We start from the raw sequence: 16,184 nt of genomic DNA, 5'->3' as shown, positions 1-16,184 counted from the left end.
ACGTTCTTTGCTGCTGCCAGTCGGGTGCTCCCCAGGCAACTTTATGAAACGGCTGTGATCGAAGCGTCCCCGATCAACTCGGACACAGCCTGGATCACTTTTTCCGGAGAAGGCAGATACAAGTCCTCCAATACAGGCGAGAACGGAACAGGCGTATGCGGTGCTGTAACCCGCTTGATCGGTGCATCCAGGGTATCAAAGCCTTTGTCTGCCACAAGTGCAGCGATATCAGTAGCAATACTGCAGCGCGGATTGGCCTCATCAATTACGATCAGACGGTTTGTTTTCGCGACAGAAGCGAGGATCGTTTCCTCATCGAGCGGCGACAGCGTCCTCGGATCTACGACCTCTACCTCGATGCCTTTTTTTGCAAGCTGCTCTGCAGCCGTAAGCGCGGTCTGTACTTGCTTGCCGATTGCTACAATCGTGATGTCACTGCCAGTCCGCTTGATATCCGCCTTGCCAAGCGGTATGGTGTAGTATCCTTCTGGCACCTCTCCTGTCGTGTTATACAGTGTCTTGTCTTCAAAGAAAATGACCGGATCATTGTCCTCGATGGAAGCGAGCAGCAAGCCCTTGGCCTCGTATGGAGTGGATGGCACAACCACCTTAATCCCCGGGATGTGCGTAAACATCGCATACAGGCTCTGCGAATGCTGCGCCGCCGCCCTGAATCCAGCACCGTGCATGGTGCGGATCGTGACTGGCACTTGTGCCTTTCCGCCGAACATATAACGGAACTTAGCCCCTTGGTTCATGACCTGGTCGAGGCAGCTGCCGATGAAATCGTTGAACATCAACTCAGCAATCGGCCTCATGCCGGTCGCGGCAGCTGCCATCGCTGCACCGATATAACCCGCTTCGGTAATCGGGGTATCCAGTACGCGATCACGCCCAAATTCCTGTACCAGACCCTTGGTGACTCCTAGTACGCCGCCCCATGCTTCATCATCCTGCAAATGATCCACTTGTGCGCCTCCTGCGACGTCTTCCCCCATCAGAATGACATTCTCATCCGCACGCATGGCTAGCTTCATCGCTTCGTTCACCGCAGCTGAAAAACTAATTTTTCTCGTCATCTCATCCATCCCCCTTTCTTAGTACGACACGTACACGTCGGTCAATAGCTCGCCAGCTTCCGGATAAGGACTCTCCTCAGCGAAGCGAATCGACTCTTGTACCGCTGCTTCAACGTCCTTTTCGATGTCAGTCAATTCCGTCTCATCCAACGTTTGCGAAGACGCCAGATGGGCACGGAAGACAGCGATGGCATCGCGCTCATTCAAATGCTCTTGTTTGTCGTCTTCATTCTTGTATTTCTGTGCGTCGCCCTCGAAATGGCCGTAGTTGCGATATGTGATACATTCAATCAGCGTTGGACCCTCGCCCCGACGCGCACGGGCAACTGCTTCTTCAGCCGCGCGGTATACAGCCAGCACGTCTTTTCCATCTACCTGAACCCCAGGCATGTTGTAACCGTTTGCACGATCAACGATATGTGTGCAGCTTGAGGCGTATGTAAATGGTGTCGCCTCTCCATAGCCGTTGTTTTCAGCCACAAACACGACGGGGAGCTTCCAGATTGCAGCGAGATTCAGTCCCTCGTGGAACGTCCCCTGGTTGTTCGCTCCATCCCCGAAAAAGCAGACGCTGACAGCATTGGTCTTTTTCAGCTTGGCTGTCAAAGCAGAGCCGCACGCTAGTGGATATCCGCCGCCAACGATACCGTTTGCACCCAGCATTCCCTTGTCCAGGTCCGCGATGTGCATCGAGCCGCCCTTGCCTTTGCAAAGACCAGTAGCTTTTCCATATATTTCTGCCATCATTCCGTTCAAGTCACATTCCTTGGCAATGCAGTGACCGTGTCCCCTATGCGTGCTGGTGATGCTGTCCTTCTGATTCAGATGGGCTCCCAGCCCAACAGCAATCGCTTCTTCTCCCGCATACAGATGAACGAATCCCGGCAGCTTGCCCTGGCCAAACAGCACGTGCACTGCATCCTCGAATTTCCGAATTTCCAGCATCTTGCGGTACATCCATCTTGCCTTTTCACGTGACAACACTTGTTCTTCCGCTTGGATGACTTCCATCAGATACGCCCCCTCCATCACTTGGTATGTGAACGACCCGACGATCGCTCTTGCTCGTTGTATTTTGCAATCCCCATGCCAGCTCGCCGTATGCAGGAAAAATGCTGATATGACAGTTTTTTCAGATTATTTACCTTGGATTGTTTTAAGCAAAAAATGAGACAAAATGAGACGATATCCCACTTTGTCTCATTTTGTCTCATCTATGACAGTAGCAGCAGTGTGCAACTGAATTGATAATGCCCCGTCTACCGTGCATTTGCCAGGCTTGTTTGGAGCGCTTTACAAAAAGAGGGGAAATGTAGCGGTGCGAACCTTCGGGGCAGGCAAAGTGTTAGTGACAGGTAATACAAAAAAGCCGATTCCTCATGAACCGACCAACAGATTCCTCCCTTTTAATGTACCCAATGCTTTCTCAGCCTCTTCTTCAAGCCACGTTGGACAATTATTCATCACAGTAATGGCTGATTCTTCGCAGGTCATCAAAGCTTCGCGGATTCTCGCAGCAAATCCACTCACTCCACCAGGCACTCCCAGTTCTGCCAAACTCGCCATCCGTTCGGGCTGCACCTGTGGATAGTTCTGGACATTGGTACCTTTGGCTGCGACTCGGTAAAAGGAGAGCACCTGCTCCCCATACTCACATCCGTGCCCCTCTACATTGACAAACGCCTGGACGGCGACTGCCCGCGTTAAGCGGCGCTGGGCAATCCCGCAAAACTTAAGTCCATCGATAGCCAAATCATAGGAGCCAGGACAATAAGCTCCGACTACCTCACCGCTACTCATCCGAGCGCCATCTGTTCCCAAAGCTGTCCGAATCAGCTCCACCATATGGACAAAAAATGGCTCAGGATTCAAATCGGTAGCACCTGCCGGCATGACAAGCGATAGATTGACGACCCCAGGGCCAAGAGGAACGGCTGCACCGCCCGATTGTCGGACAGCCGTCTCATAGCCTTTCATTCGCAGCTCGCGGATTGCATCTCCAGCATACGGCAGCTTTGCATCACGAGACCCTAGTACCATTGCTCGCTCATGCCGCCATAGATGCACGAGTGGCGGCAGCGTTTTGTTTTTTGCACACTGACGAGCGTATGCCTCATCCAGACTAAATGGAACAAGCACTTCCCTTGTGTATGGTCGGGAGACTGTGTCGAGTAGTTGTACGGAGGTTTTTGTCCAGCTGTTTTGCATCGACTCTATCTCCCATCTTTTATGTGTTAAAGACGATATTTTTTCAGCTTGCGGTAAAAGGTACTGCGTGGAATGCCCAGTAGCTCGGCTGCTACAGAGGCACTACCGCCACTCTTTTCAAGTGCTTGAACAATCGTTTTTCTCTCTAGTTGATCGCGAAAACTCAAATCATCCCGATGCGTATGAGAAGCCTCTACTTTAGCGCTGGAGTCACCTTCGGACACAGAGGAATCTGTTGAACGGGCATCCTGCCAGGCATGTACGGGCAAACCCTTTAGAAAGCGCTTCCAATCCTCTTGAGGAAGAACCCTCATGCGCTCTACCACATTGTACAGCTCGCGAATATTTCCAGGCCAGTCATACGCCATCAAATCTGACAGTGTATCAGCTGGCAGAGATAGCTGGTAGCCATTTTTCAGGCAGTAATGGCGAATGAGCAGTGGAATATCTTCCTTGCGCGAACGAAGCGGCGGCAGAGACACCGGCAGTACATGCAAACGATAAAACAAATCCTCGCGAAACGTTCCTTCCCTCACCTGCTGAAGCAAATTGCGATGGGTGGCAGCGACCACTCGAATATCCAAAGTAAGCTCCTCACTGCTTCCAATCGGTGTAACCTTGCGCTCCTGCAGCACGCGAAGCAAGGCGACCTGCATCGCTAGCGGAATTTCCCCGATCTCATCGAGAAACAGTGTTCCTCCGTTGGCCTGAGCCAGTTTTCCTTGGTAGCCTCGCCGACGAGCACCTGTGAAAGCTCCTTCCACGTATCCGAACAGCTCGCTTTCCATCAGCTCACGAGGAATCGCCCCACAGTTGACCGCCACAAAAGGTCCGTCTTTTCTCGGACTGTTGTCGTGAATAGCCTGCGCCGCAAGCTCTTTGCCTGTACCGCTTTCCCCAAAGATCACAGCATTTGCATCTGTCGGAGCGATTCGGGACAGTTCCAATAGCACGGAGCCAAACGTCTTGCTCGTCCCTGTCTCACCCTTGAACCGGAATGTCGAAGTGCCATTTGCATACGCGCGAGGAAATTGCAAACTGCTTGGCACTAGTTCGAGTGCCCATCCGATAACACCTTGGTGCCGTATGGAAAAGACAGGCGTCCGCCTCACTTCAAGAAAGCCTTGCTCTGTCACTTCCTGGCGTGCCAGTCCCGCCCAGTTGACTATTTGCGTGCGCACTCTTTTACTGGCATAAACCAGTCGCTGCTCGCGATTGCACACAACCGTAAAACTGTCTTTCTCGTCCGCCATCAGCAAGGATCGGTGGAGCAATTCCAGCTCATCTTGCTGCCGCTGCTTGATCCATGCTTGCTCAATGGAATAAGCGAGCGTCATCACGGTTGCCATCGTTTGCGGATGGCTTCTCTCCAGACGGCTGGAAACATCAATCACCCCGAGCAATGCTCCCTTTTCGTCATGGATTGGTGCCGCAAAGCAGCTCCAGCGATGCGAGGCGACCGAATAGTGCTCCGTCCCGTTTATCATAATCGCCTCTTTTGCCTGGATGGCCGTACCAATCGCATTGGTCCCCACTTCATCCTCCGTCCAGCGCACACCCTCGACGAAATTGATCGCGTGAGCATCCGCGAGCGCGTGTTTTTCCCCTTGCATGCTAAGCACATAGCCCTCTGGATCAATGACCAGCGCTATCATCCCTAAATCGTGGATGAATGGGGACAGCCGATTGATCTGGGGCAAGGCAAGCTCAAGCAACAGTCTGCTGTTCTCCTGCTTACTCGCGAGGGCATCTCCGGCGAGCACTATCTGGCCAGTACCCGCATAAGGATTTACGCTGTTTCGCTTGCAGCGGTACCACGATTCACTAATCCGTTTGTTGATTCGCGCTGAGTCAATTACACCTTCATGAACAAAACGTTTCCACATCCTGAGCGAAACGCTCTCCTCGAACATGCATCAACCACCCTCCGCTTTCGAATCAATCCATCTCTTCAAGATTATCCTGAATGTTCGGAAATTTCAAGGGCGTGTCCATTCTCCGGATGATTTCATTTCGAGGCACTTTCCATGCTCAAAATGGAAACGCCAGAGCTGTTGAGCACTCCGTTGCCCAAGTTGAAGTGCTCACACTCTGACTTTGGTAGAATTTCAAGAACGTCTTCCAATCATCTTCCTGATTCTTCTACCTTCCAGTCGCTGTTTTTTCCCATAACGTCTTTTATCTTTCCTGAGCCGCAGTGCCCGGGCGCATTGATGTGCCTTTTTCAGGATCACGTAGCTGTCATTGTTTGTCGCTCTCATCATCTGGTCAGCCCAGCCGTAAGCTTCTTTCGCTAGCGACTCGTTTCCTTCTTTGGCTCCCAAGCTAATATCCAACAGCGTTTCGGTCAAGCTTCTGCCTAGACCAGTACACTTCCATGAGGAAAAGGTTTTCAGCTCCTGCTGGCACTCTTTGACACTGGCAAACGCTTGGTCCCACTCCTGCTTGCTCATGTAAATTTCTGCAAATCTAAGCGAAAGCGATACTTGATCGGATGCGGCTTCCTGGAAGGGAATCAGCTTATTTAAGTAGAACAACGCTTTGTCGTACTCTTCCAGCTCTTTGCAGCGATAGTACAAGTAAGAGTAATCGTTTTTCTCAGACCCTAGTGACGCTTCCAGCTGTTCAAGCAATCGCTTTGCTTCCACAAGCTCTCCAAAAACGATCGCTCTGTCCATCAGGGTGTAGATACTCTCGTCTTCCTGATTCGCCGGATATTTCCTCACCTTTGATTGAAGCCATTTCTCCAGGTATTCCGCTGTAAACAACGTCCTAATTTCATCTTCCAGCTCTTGAAAATAGGAACTGGTCCTGTACAGGTCATTTTCTTCCACATATCGGATCGTTTCCTCAATTCCTGCCGAAAACAAGTACTCGGTATCAACACTGTAGTAGGTATCGAAATTGCATAGCTTTGCCTGCTCAAACAGTGGAATATGATTGACATCCTTAAACTTTGCCAGCAAATACGCCAGGATATCCATCGATTCATAAGCGCCTTGATACGGATGGTTCCTGTGCATGCCGATTTCCTGATGCATCAAAAATTCCAGAAACTCCTTGTCCTCTTCACTCACGGTTTTATCGTGTTGAAGCTGGATGATCAAGGCATATCGTCTCAGCCCGCTGCTATCGTACCCATAGACATCCTTGCATTTTTTATAGGCAAAGGAGCTCCAGAGGGATTTCGTGCGTTTAATCAGCAGCAATTTTTCTGGGATTTCGTATATCTCCATCTACTTCTCCCCTCAGCTTTGCTAGTCAATTCGAAACACTGGCCCTCTCGGAACAAAGGGGAGATTTTTTCCCTTTGGAAGAATGAAGGCATGTTTTCTGGAAACGCGAATACGGTCACAATAACCGTCTGTAATAATCAAGATTGGACCGTTTTTGGGAAAGTCCTCTGCCTTTTCGAGAAGATCAATTCCCGGCTGAAGAACGGTTCCTCCCCGCCCCTTGATCTTCACTCTTTCAGCAATTTCATCCGTTGCCAAATAGCCTGCATCATATGACGCAGCATCGCAAAACACGACACGGACAAACGGAACATCCTTTGATAGACTGTAGCTGGCGATGGCACCCAAAGCTTTTCCCAGCAGCTTTTGATCCATGGAGCCAGACGTATCGAGAACAACACCAAAAGTCCTGCCCTCTAGATCGGTCTCCTGGTACTCCCAGGCAGGTCTTGGAATATCGGGAGTCGACGATTGGCGCCTGCTCATACGGGAGAAGGTTCTTCTCTTTTCCAATGGGGGGAAATGATCATCAAACCATCTTGCTAATTCCACATCCCACGGAATCGGCGGTTGACCCAGGGCGCGAATCTCCTCGATCAGACCCGCGGGAAGCAGTCCTCGCCCCAGATCCTGGTGATAGACCAAGCCTTGTGCCAAAGCCCCTTTGTAAAAGTCATCAAGCGCAGTTCCTTCCTTTATATCCCAAAAGCGTTTATCCCCGTGATCCAGAATATCTCCCTGCCCGATCCCACGAAATGTATACAGCTTTCGATACGTGCGTAAATCGGTCACAATCCGGTCGTAGATCGCTTCTGCGGACAGACCGCTCAGCTCCTGATCAAGCAGAACACCAATCTCTGGCAATCGCCCGACACCCATCTCCACGAGCCAATGATTAATCACATAATCACAGCTGACATTCCAAAAATACGGGTCTCTGCCTAGGCAGCGCTCATGATGCCGCAGTCCTGCGTGCAGCAGCTCATGTGCCATGACAAACTTGCTTTCTTCCTCATCGAGACCAGCAGCAGGATTGAAAAAAATTTCTTGGGTAGTTACATCAATCGCCGCAACGGAAATGTTCAGCCGCTGACAAATTTGCTGATTCTCGATAATCGTAAAGTTAGCTGCCAGAGAGGCAAGCAGCGGATAATGGTTTATGAACCACTGCTTTGCCTTTTGCGCGGGAGACAGCTTGTTTTCATCACCGCCAAGCATTGCCGAATATCCTCCCGCTACACTTACTGCACTTTGCACAGCCTGCGCTAGTCCCTTCCCGAAAAGCTCCTCCCATTTGACATCTCGATTGTACGAATAGCGAACATTTTTTTCTGAAAAAATCAGGTCTGGTTGTTTCTCTCCGCCGGTTCCAAACAGCTTCATTTGCTCAGGAATTCCTTGCGCGAGAAAGTGCAGATATAGCTCCTCCTCGCTTTTTCCAGAAAAGGCAATCCCATAGGATAGTTCCACAGGCGGGCTGCCTAATTTCATATCCTGCAAAAATTTTGCAATAAAACAATCACAGGCGATATTCCACACCGCTGATTGTTCCTTATCTACAAAATGACCGAAGCCAAGATGAAGCAGGTTGTGAGCCAAAACATACACCCATTCGCTTACTTCCGCTCTTCGTGTCGGATGAACATGGACAGTCCCTGCTTTGGTTACAATCGCCCAGCCATTTTCCGGGCAAAGGTTATGCTCTTTGCGAATAAAGTGTACGCGCGCACACAGCGGTGCAAACATCGGATGCTTCTCGAGAAAGTTGACCGCCTGCAAATAGTTTTGAAGAGCAATATCCAGCTGAGCCTGTTTTTTCTTGGACATGCTTTACTTATCCTTTCTTTCCATCGCAAGTCTAGGCAAATCACGAATAACCTCCACAACAAACCAATCCGGAAGCGAGTTGCCTTCGTCGTGCTTCGCAACTACCATTTGCGCCATCTCAAGTGAAATACTGCTCAGGTCCTTCAACAAAGCTTTGGCTCGGTGAGCGAATCTTTTGTGCTGATCGTGGACAGATGCCTTATCCGCTGGAAGCTCCTTGATGATTTGTGCTCGGAACGAATCCGCTAGAAAATAGAGAACATCTCGGTCCTCCGGTGCAGACGGAAACACCGCTTCACCTTCGATAATCCGATTTAGCTGATGCTTGCCATTGACGTTTTTATGAAAAGCTTTAAATTGGGCAGCATGCTGAGGGGTGACACTTCCGCTAGACATAATTCCAATCATTTCGTTTGAAATATCCTGTCCAAGCTCATGTAAGGCATCCGAGAGAATATGCCAGGACCTTGGTGTAGAAAAAGGCTCCTCCGTTTTTGGTGGTTGAGACCACAGGTAGTCTGGTCTGATCTCCAGAAATTGCGTGATCATCGGGTGAATCCCGTTACTGTACGCCCACTCCATCCACTCTTTGTGGGAAACCTTTAATTGCACATGGAACATACGATTGATTAAAGCAGACGACATAGGCTTCACGATCGCACTGTCTTGCACACGATTCCCTGCACCAATCACAATAGAGCCTTCTGGAAGCTTGTAATCGCCAATGCGTTTTTCATGAATCAAGCTGTAAAAGGCTTTCTGGACTTCCTGTGAGCACGCGTTTAATTCATCTAAAAACAAGCAATACGGCTCATCCCGCGCAATCATGGCAGGTGGGCAAAATCTGCTTTTTCCCTCAACAATTTGCGGAACGCCAATTATATCTTCAGGAGCAAGCTGGCTTCCAAGCAAAGAAACGCATGGAAGTCCTACTTGCTCCGCAAAATTTTCGACCAAGGACGATTTTCCAATACCCGGAGCGCCCCAGATAAACACGGGCCGAACCACGGCGACGTTCAATAAAATTTCCATCAATTGTTGCTGTGTAACTGTATACCCTAAATTCATAATACTTCCTTTCATTACTTTGAATTGGAATCTTATGTCATATCATACCATTTCGTCAAACAAAAAAGACACCCATAGAGGTGTCTTGTACTTGAGTGCTGGAAGATGTTAAGTGAAGTAACGTAGTAGCCTAATTTTGTGATTTGGTGCTGTTACCGAGAAAGTAACTACACAAACAGCACATTTTAATAAATACAACCTTTTTCAAGAATATAGTTTTCATTGGAATTTTTTATAACGAAATCAAAATTCCGATGGTAAGGATGCATAAATAACTCATATTGAATTCTACGTTCTTCATGTGATTTTCTTAAATAATTTATATCTGTTCCTCTTTCGGTAACATCACGTATACTCCTTCTCATCAGCTCGGTTTCCCCATCTGAATATAAGTAAATTTTCAAATCATACAATTTCAGATCTGTAAAGGCAACCGTCATGCCTTCTACAATATTTATTTTGTTTTGTGAAGAAATCAACATGCTCTTTGTGTGATTCGTGCTAATCGTATAAAAATCTAAACCATCTTTCATCATATGAATGTCTCTCTCTAAAGCGAATATGTTATGAGCAGCTGGATGACAAGCTGTCATTTTCTCTTGATGGAGTTCATTCTTATAGTCATAGTTGATTAGAGTGTACTTTCTAAGCTGAGAACCGATAATATAGGGGTCCGTATTGATATAATTTACATTGTCACGTTCCAGAAGATTTAAAAGATTATGGGCAAACGTTGTTTTTCCTGATGCACCATGACCCGAAATCCCAATGGTGAATCTTCTATCCTCACGTTTAATCAAACTGGCTATCTCACGCAAAACCCTGTCCATATTTTCCCTCATTTGACTTGTTTGCCCATACACTTTAAATAGATAGGACTATCTTTCCCTGAGCTTTATTATTGATGATTTGTTCATGGGCTTTTTCAGCATCCTCCAAGGCTAATACGTCTCCAATCACCGGATGTAAAATACCAGATTCGAGGAAAGCCTCAACCGCATGTAAACTCTCCTGGTACTCATTGGGCAGGGCATTCCAAAGCGCCAATCCTAGTATATCTGCTTCTTTCATCATCGCTAATCTCGGATTGATTTCAATACTGCCCCGGTTTCCGACGACGACGATACGACCATAAGGGGCGATTACCTTCAGATCAGTCTCTAAATTCACATTTGCCAAAAACTCAATGATCACATCTGGTCCTTTACCATTTGTTAGTGACATAATTTCATCGATAGAATCTTCCGTGATGTGATCGAGTACATGTGCGGCCCCCGATGCTTTCACCAATGCTTTTCCCTCATCTGTACTCGCCGTTCCAATTACCGTCGCTCCGAATCCTTTGGCCATTTGCACTGCCAGCAATCCAACACCACCGCTTGCCCCGTGTATCAATACGTTCTCACCAGGCTTGATCTTTGCCCTATGAAACAATGCGCGATATGCGGTCAATGCTGGAATGCCAAGAGACGCCCCTTTCTCATAGGAAATAGACTCAGGCAAGCGATGGACAGCATTTGCATCGCAAACTACCTTTTGTGCATACGTCCCCGTATTCCGTTTCGCTAGCAGTGCAGCTACGAATACGCGATCGCCCACGTTGAGATGCGTTACACCCTCACCTATTGCATCAACTATTCCGGCTCCATCAAACCCAGGTGTATATGGCAACTCTGGAATATAAAAGGAGTACGTCCCTGTACGAATATAGGTTTCATTTGGGTTCACACCCGCAGCAAATAGTTTCACACGGACTTCGCCCGCAGCTGGGGTCGGTTCGTTTACTTCCGCGCACTTTAAAACCTCAGGTCCACCAAACTCTACTATTTGAATCGCTTTCATCTGTATTCCTCCCATTCATTCTAGAATATAAAAAAGGTAGATTACTGCTTACAAAATAGCTTCTCTTCCCATTTAATTACACGTGATTTGCTATTTCAAGTACTTCTGCCTTTACCAAAGTACTGTGGATGCAAAAAAACCACCACGCGATGTGTTAACGTGGTGGTCATACAGAAATCTATTCAGCTAAATTGGTCACAGGTGCTTTTCCATATGGCTTTGCCATCATTCTCTCCCATAATGGGATAAACTGCTTGATTAACGGTCCGATCGCCAAAGCCGTCACCAGTGTCCCCACCGATACAGGACCTCCGAGTAAAAAACCGAACAATGTCACCGTGCATTCAATCCCGATTCTGACTTTTCCAATACCCCAACCCATTCGTTCATGTAGGGCCAGCATAAAACTGTCTCGTGGTCCCGCCCCTATCCGCGGCGAGATGTACATTCCTGTGCCGAAAGTATAGATTAAAAGCCCAGCAGCGAACAAGACGACTCGCTCTATAATTGTCTCTCCGATCGGAACCCATTTTAGCCACATGAATAAGTCGATGAACAGGCCGAAGAAAATCATGTTCAAAAACATACCCACGGTAGGCTTTATTTTGCCAATGACGTAGGATGCGATGATGATACACGCACCCATGATCTGGGACCACATACCAATGGTCAATCCAAACGTTTTTTGTAATCCGATATGCAGCGTATCCCACGGGGCAACACCCACATTGGCCTCAATCATCATAGCAATCCCAAAACCCATGACTGCCAATCCAAGCATAAACACACTGTATCGAACGGTTAGCGGATGAAAGATAAACTTCTTGTGCATCATTTTTCCCCCTCATGGGGTGTTCAACCCCCTATTTCATTGCCCATTTCAGGTCAAATAAGGGGGAGATTGAGCGAATGCTACGCGTCCTTTTGCCTCAACGACTGCCAAGACTTGACTACGCATACGGTCACCTACTTTCCTGTTACATGAATGTTATGGTTTCATGAACCTCCATTAGGGGGAAATGGGCTTCATGTATTCTTTTGCTTTGATTATTAATCAAGTCGCAGGATTTGTCTATGACACAATCAGATAAACTGCAGGTTAATTATGGTTAAAAGAGACCACTCAAGGCTTCCCATATAGAACGGAACATGAGGCGGAACCATCCTGCTTTTTCAATTTCCTCGGTTGCGACCATGTTAATCGTTTTCTGTTGGACAGTATCCATACCTTCGATTTGGTAGGTGTACGTAATGGTTCCCGCCTTTGTTCCTGCAGGAAGAGGAGCAGTGAGCTCACCTAGTACAAAATCGGTCTTATAAGAAAGCTGAGAGATATCCGAGCCTTTTGGAAGAATAAAATGAACAGCTTGCTCTGTCACTACAGGGACCTCTGTCTTAGTACCCATTTTGACTGGAACGATCTCCCTACCTTTTGGCGTACTCTTAGCGGCTACCACTTGTTTGAGCTCAAAATGATCGAAGCCATAGTCCAATACTTTTTTCGTCTCTGTGAATCGTTTTGCCAACGACTTTGTTCCCATCACAACACTGATCAGCCGCATTCCATCACGCTCTGCAGTACCGGCAAAGCAATAACCAGCACTATCGGTAAAGCCAGTTTTCAATCCGTCAAGCCCCTCATAAGCGTATTGATTATATTTGGTATTTTTATTTGATTCGAGCATCCAATTTGTGTTGACGAGAGGCTCTCTGTCTGACGCACGGAATTGATAGGATGGCAGTGCCGTAACCTCAACTATTTCGGGGTGATCCTGGATAATCGATTTTACCAGTGTTGCAACGTCCATGGCGGACATCACATTCTCCCCTTGTTCCTGAGGCCGAAATCGAATTGGCATATCTGCACGGTCAAGTCCAGATACATTTATATAGTAGGATTTTTCCATTCCCAGTCGTTTGGCTTCCTCATTCATCAAGGTTACGAATTGCTGCTCAGATCCAGATACGTATTCCGCTAGAGCAACAGCAGCATCATTCGCGGAATGGACGAGCATGGCAGTAAATAGCTCTTTTACCGTATGGGTTTCCCCTAGCGCCAGGTAAACGCGAGAACCAATCGTTTTCGAAGCATTTTCCTTGACAGTTACTACATCGTTCCAGGAAACCACTCCTTTTTTGACTTGATCCGCAACAATGTATCCAGTCATCATTTTTGTCATGCTTGCTGGAGCGTACGCTTGCTCTGCATTTATGGATAATAAGACCTGGCCGGTTACTGGTTCAACAAGCACCGCAGATCTGAGTTCTAGATTGAGTGATTGAATAGATGGTATGGTAGCTCCCTCAGCAAAAGCAGATACAGGCACGACAAAAAGGCAAAGCAAAATCATGAGACGAATGATATAGTTTCCACCTTTTGCGTATTTTCTCTTGAGCGTTTTGCTTCCTTCTCTGTTTTTTCTCAAAATAATCTCTCCTCTACCCTTCAGAATGCCTTTGTAGTTTATGTAGTCTTTGATTCCGGCAACTGAGTGACCCGAAGTAATAATAATACCCCTTTTCTCTCCTTGACGGAAAGGTAAAGGGGTATTTGCGTTTTGATGCACATATACTCAAGCATCTATTTTTTAGGCTTCTCATTCAAAATAGAACGCAGCTCGTTCATATCCTCTTCCGTTAACTCTTCCTCTTCAATGAACTGCACCAGCATGGACTTCATCGTGCCTCCATAGATTCGTTTAAGAAAAGTCTGCGCTTCTGCCTTTTGGCATTCTCCTTGCGTGTATAACGGAAAAAAAGTGTACAGCTTTTGATTTTGATTTACCCCGACTACCTTCTTTTTCACTAACCGATCCAAAAGCGTACGAATGGTTTTCGGCTTCCAATCCATTTTTTCTTGTAAGGAGAAAATGACTTCATTTGCTGTTAGCGGCTCCTTCTCCCAGAGCACGTTCATTACTTCCCACTCTGCTTCAGAGATACCAGGCACTTGGTTCGACACTCTCATCCACCTCCTTTTAATAAATGCCTTTTTTCTTTAAGATCGATAAAGTGATTTGTGCTGCCTTACTTCCATAGCTATGATCTTCATTTTGTATGTTCGTTGCAAAGAAATAGGTGTTCCCTTTTTTCTCTACATATCCAATAAACCAGCCGTTTACCGTTTTATCATTTACGGAGCCTGTCCCTGTTTTACCTGAAAGAATTGCGCCATCCTTTTCTTCTAATTGAATGGTCTCTTTGATCGCTTGGATATTTTTTTCTTGAAATCCCAATTGATTGTTATAAAGCGATTTTAGTAGTAAAACCTGCTCCACGGGAGAAATCTTAAGCGTTGACTCTATCCAAGATTGCCCAATCCCACCAGACAAATTTTCGTTGCCATAACCTAGTTGCTTTAGATAGGTCTGTATACTTTTCTGATTCATTCTTTTTTCTAGTTCTTCAAAGTACCAATTCACAGAGCTTTCCATCGCTGATTTTACATTTTGATTTTTATTCCAAGCAGCGTACGGATACACTTCACCGTTCCATGCGAGCGTGGAATCGTCCTTCGTGATGATACCGGTCTCCAAAGCAAATAGCCCGATATAGATCTTGTAAGTGGAATCCGGTGAAACCCGTAGTTCGCTGTTCTTTTGGTTATAAATTTGAAAATGATCGGCTTTCATGTCGTACAAGACAAAGCTGCCGTCGTACCCTTCAAAATAGGAGCTGAGATCCTCATAATCTGTATTCTCTCTCGTAAATGGATAATAAACATTTTCGCTGGCGATGGCCGTTACGAGAGGAATTTGACTGGCAACGAGGAAGCCTGCCAGTGTAAAAATCATGAGGCTGTTTTTCTTCAGCTGCTTAGACTCTGTTTGAAAGGATGCGATTTTTTGAATTCGCTTTTTTAATTGTTCTTTGGAGCTAGCCATTTGACTTTCAAAGACAAAACTCCTTTGCCTGGATACTTTATCTACAAAATGAATAATGGTATGCCCATATTCCCTGTAGTGTTGCTCATCTAATGCTTTTAGTACGTCACTATCGCAAGAGATTTCACGGTCCAAGCGCATTTCTTTAAAGGCAAACCAAACAAGTGGATTGAACCAATACAGAATTTGAAAAATAATGATTAGGTAATTTGTCAAATTGTCCTTATTTTTGTAGTGATTCAGCTCATGAAGCAAAATATACCTGATTTCTTTCATCGTCAGCCATTCTTGAAAGTGTAGAGGAAAGACCACATAAACTTTATGAAGCCCAAGCATCATCGGAGTTTTGACAAGAGGAGACTCCCCCACGACCAAATCTGTTGAGATATGGAGCTGTTGTTTGCACTCCTCAAGCAGCTGTAGGATACCTTCATTTTTTAATGTGGACATATTCCTTTGAATCCGTTTGATTCTAAGCCAAGCAATGACAGCTGGTACTACGAAAAGAATAAGCCCACCAATCCAAATAACGGCGATGAGATCATCCAAATAAGCTGGAGTAGCATGGTGGACAGAGATCGAAAAGTCACCGAGCCAATCTACGCTACTTCTCGTTGGATTTTCTGACAGAGAAGCCACTGCACTACTTTCCTGATAGGAATGGAAGGGTAAAAAAGAAAAGAGATTTCCAGATGGAAAAAAACGGGCTGGTACAAAAGGAAGCAATAGCGCTATGAACAATAGATACCATAGATTGTAATGCCACTTTGCAGACAAGTGCTTTCGAAAGAGCTTTTTCATAAGTAAGATGACAGCAACAGTAAAAGAAGACACGATAAAGCCTGTAATTAATTGAGTAATGAACACTCTACTCATCTCCCTCTTCGAACCGACGGTATCCTCTTTTCCCAATGCATAGCAACTTCAGTTCAGTAGAAAACACTTGAGGACATGAAATGTACTAGCAAAATGAATGGACCTGAAGAGAAAACACGAACAAAACATATCGTACATGCGTATGTCTTTTCATGCAAGCGTTC

The 16,184-nt window shown here is 46.6% G+C and carries 13 protein-coding genes; all 13 read right to left on the bottom strand.

Annotated features, from left to right (window positions below; translation table 11 throughout):
• Positions 1-41: 41 nt before the first annotated feature.
• Positions 42-1,079, bottom strand: coding sequence for an alpha-ketoacid dehydrogenase subunit beta (locus C3B52_RS15835; RefSeq protein WP_103107370.1), 1,038 nt, complete (start codon positions 1,077-1,079; stop codon positions 42-44).
• A gap of 18 nt (positions 1,080-1,097) precedes the next feature.
• On the bottom strand, positions 1,098-2,090 hold the full coding sequence (locus C3B52_RS15830) for a thiamine pyrophosphate-dependent dehydrogenase E1 component subunit alpha (RefSeq protein ID WP_123058859.1): 993 nt from the start codon (positions 2,088-2,090) through the stop codon (positions 1,098-1,100).
• Positions 2,091-2,456: 366 nt separating this feature from the next.
• On the bottom strand, positions 2,457-3,287 hold the full coding sequence (locus tag C3B52_RS15825; protein ID WP_103107368.1) for a lipoate--protein ligase family protein: 831 nt from the start codon (positions 3,285-3,287) through the stop codon (positions 2,457-2,459).
• Between the two features lie 26 nt (positions 3,288-3,313).
• The gene (locus C3B52_RS15820) at positions 3,314-5,200 is read right to left on the bottom strand and encodes a sigma-54-dependent Fis family transcriptional regulator (protein ID WP_103107366.1); all 1,887 of its coding nucleotides are present in this window, start codon (positions 5,198-5,200) and stop codon (positions 3,314-3,316) included.
• Positions 5,201-5,395: 195 nt separating this feature from the next.
• Entirely contained in the window at positions 5,396-6,523 is a 1,128-nt protein-coding gene (locus tag C3B52_RS15815; protein ID WP_103107364.1) for a hypothetical protein, read from the bottom strand.
• A 21-nt stretch (positions 6,524-6,544) separates the two neighbouring features.
• Positions 6,545-8,350 carry a vWA domain-containing protein gene (locus C3B52_RS15810; protein ID WP_103107362.1) on the bottom strand — a complete coding sequence of 602 codons (1,806 nt, stop codon included), beginning with the start codon at positions 8,348-8,350 and terminating at the stop codon, positions 6,545-6,547.
• A 3-nt stretch (positions 8,351-8,353) separates the two neighbouring features.
• The gene (locus C3B52_RS15805) at positions 8,354-9,418 is read right to left on the bottom strand and encodes an AAA family ATPase (protein WP_103107360.1); all 1,065 of its coding nucleotides are present in this window, start codon (positions 9,416-9,418) and stop codon (positions 8,354-8,356) included.
• 185 nt (positions 9,419-9,603) lie between these two features.
• Positions 9,604-10,248 (bottom strand): uridine kinase family protein, encoded by a 645-nt coding sequence (locus tag C3B52_RS15800; protein ID WP_103107358.1) that lies wholly within the window; start codon positions 10,246-10,248, stop codon positions 9,604-9,606.
• A gap of 34 nt (positions 10,249-10,282) precedes the next feature.
• The gene (locus C3B52_RS15795; RefSeq protein WP_103107356.1) at positions 10,283-11,260 is read right to left on the bottom strand and encodes an NADPH:quinone reductase; all 978 of its coding nucleotides are present in this window, start codon (positions 11,258-11,260) and stop codon (positions 10,283-10,285) included.
• 178 nt (positions 11,261-11,438) lie between these two features.
• Positions 11,439-12,092 carry a YczE/YyaS/YitT family protein gene (locus C3B52_RS15790; RefSeq protein WP_103107354.1) on the bottom strand — a complete coding sequence of 218 codons (654 nt, stop codon included), beginning with the start codon at positions 12,090-12,092 and terminating at the stop codon, positions 11,439-11,441.
• Between the two features lie 277 nt (positions 12,093-12,369).
• Positions 12,370-13,686 carry a D-alanyl-D-alanine carboxypeptidase family protein gene (locus C3B52_RS15785; RefSeq protein ID WP_235615734.1) on the bottom strand — a complete coding sequence of 439 codons (1,317 nt, stop codon included), beginning with the start codon at positions 13,684-13,686 and terminating at the stop codon, positions 12,370-12,372.
• A 155-nt stretch (positions 13,687-13,841) separates the two neighbouring features.
• Positions 13,842-14,222 (bottom strand): penicillinase repressor BlaI, encoded by a 381-nt coding sequence (gene blaI / locus C3B52_RS15780; RefSeq protein WP_103107352.1) that lies wholly within the window; start codon positions 14,220-14,222, stop codon positions 13,842-13,844.
• Positions 14,223-14,238: 16 nt separating this feature from the next.
• Positions 14,239-16,020, bottom strand: a complete 1,782-nt coding sequence (locus tag C3B52_RS15775; RefSeq protein WP_103107350.1) for a BlaR1 family beta-lactam sensor/signal transducer — start codon at positions 16,018-16,020, stop codon at positions 14,239-14,241.
• Between the last annotated feature and the right edge of the window lie 164 nt (positions 16,021-16,184).

Origin of the sequence: Brevibacillus reuszeri (assembly GCF_002897295.1) — a bacterium.
Lineage (GTDB): Bacteria > Bacillota > Bacilli > Brevibacillales > Brevibacillaceae > Brevibacillus > Brevibacillus reuszeri_A.
Note: the sequence above shows the minus strand (reverse complement) of the source record. Positions and strands in the feature narration are given on the sequence as shown.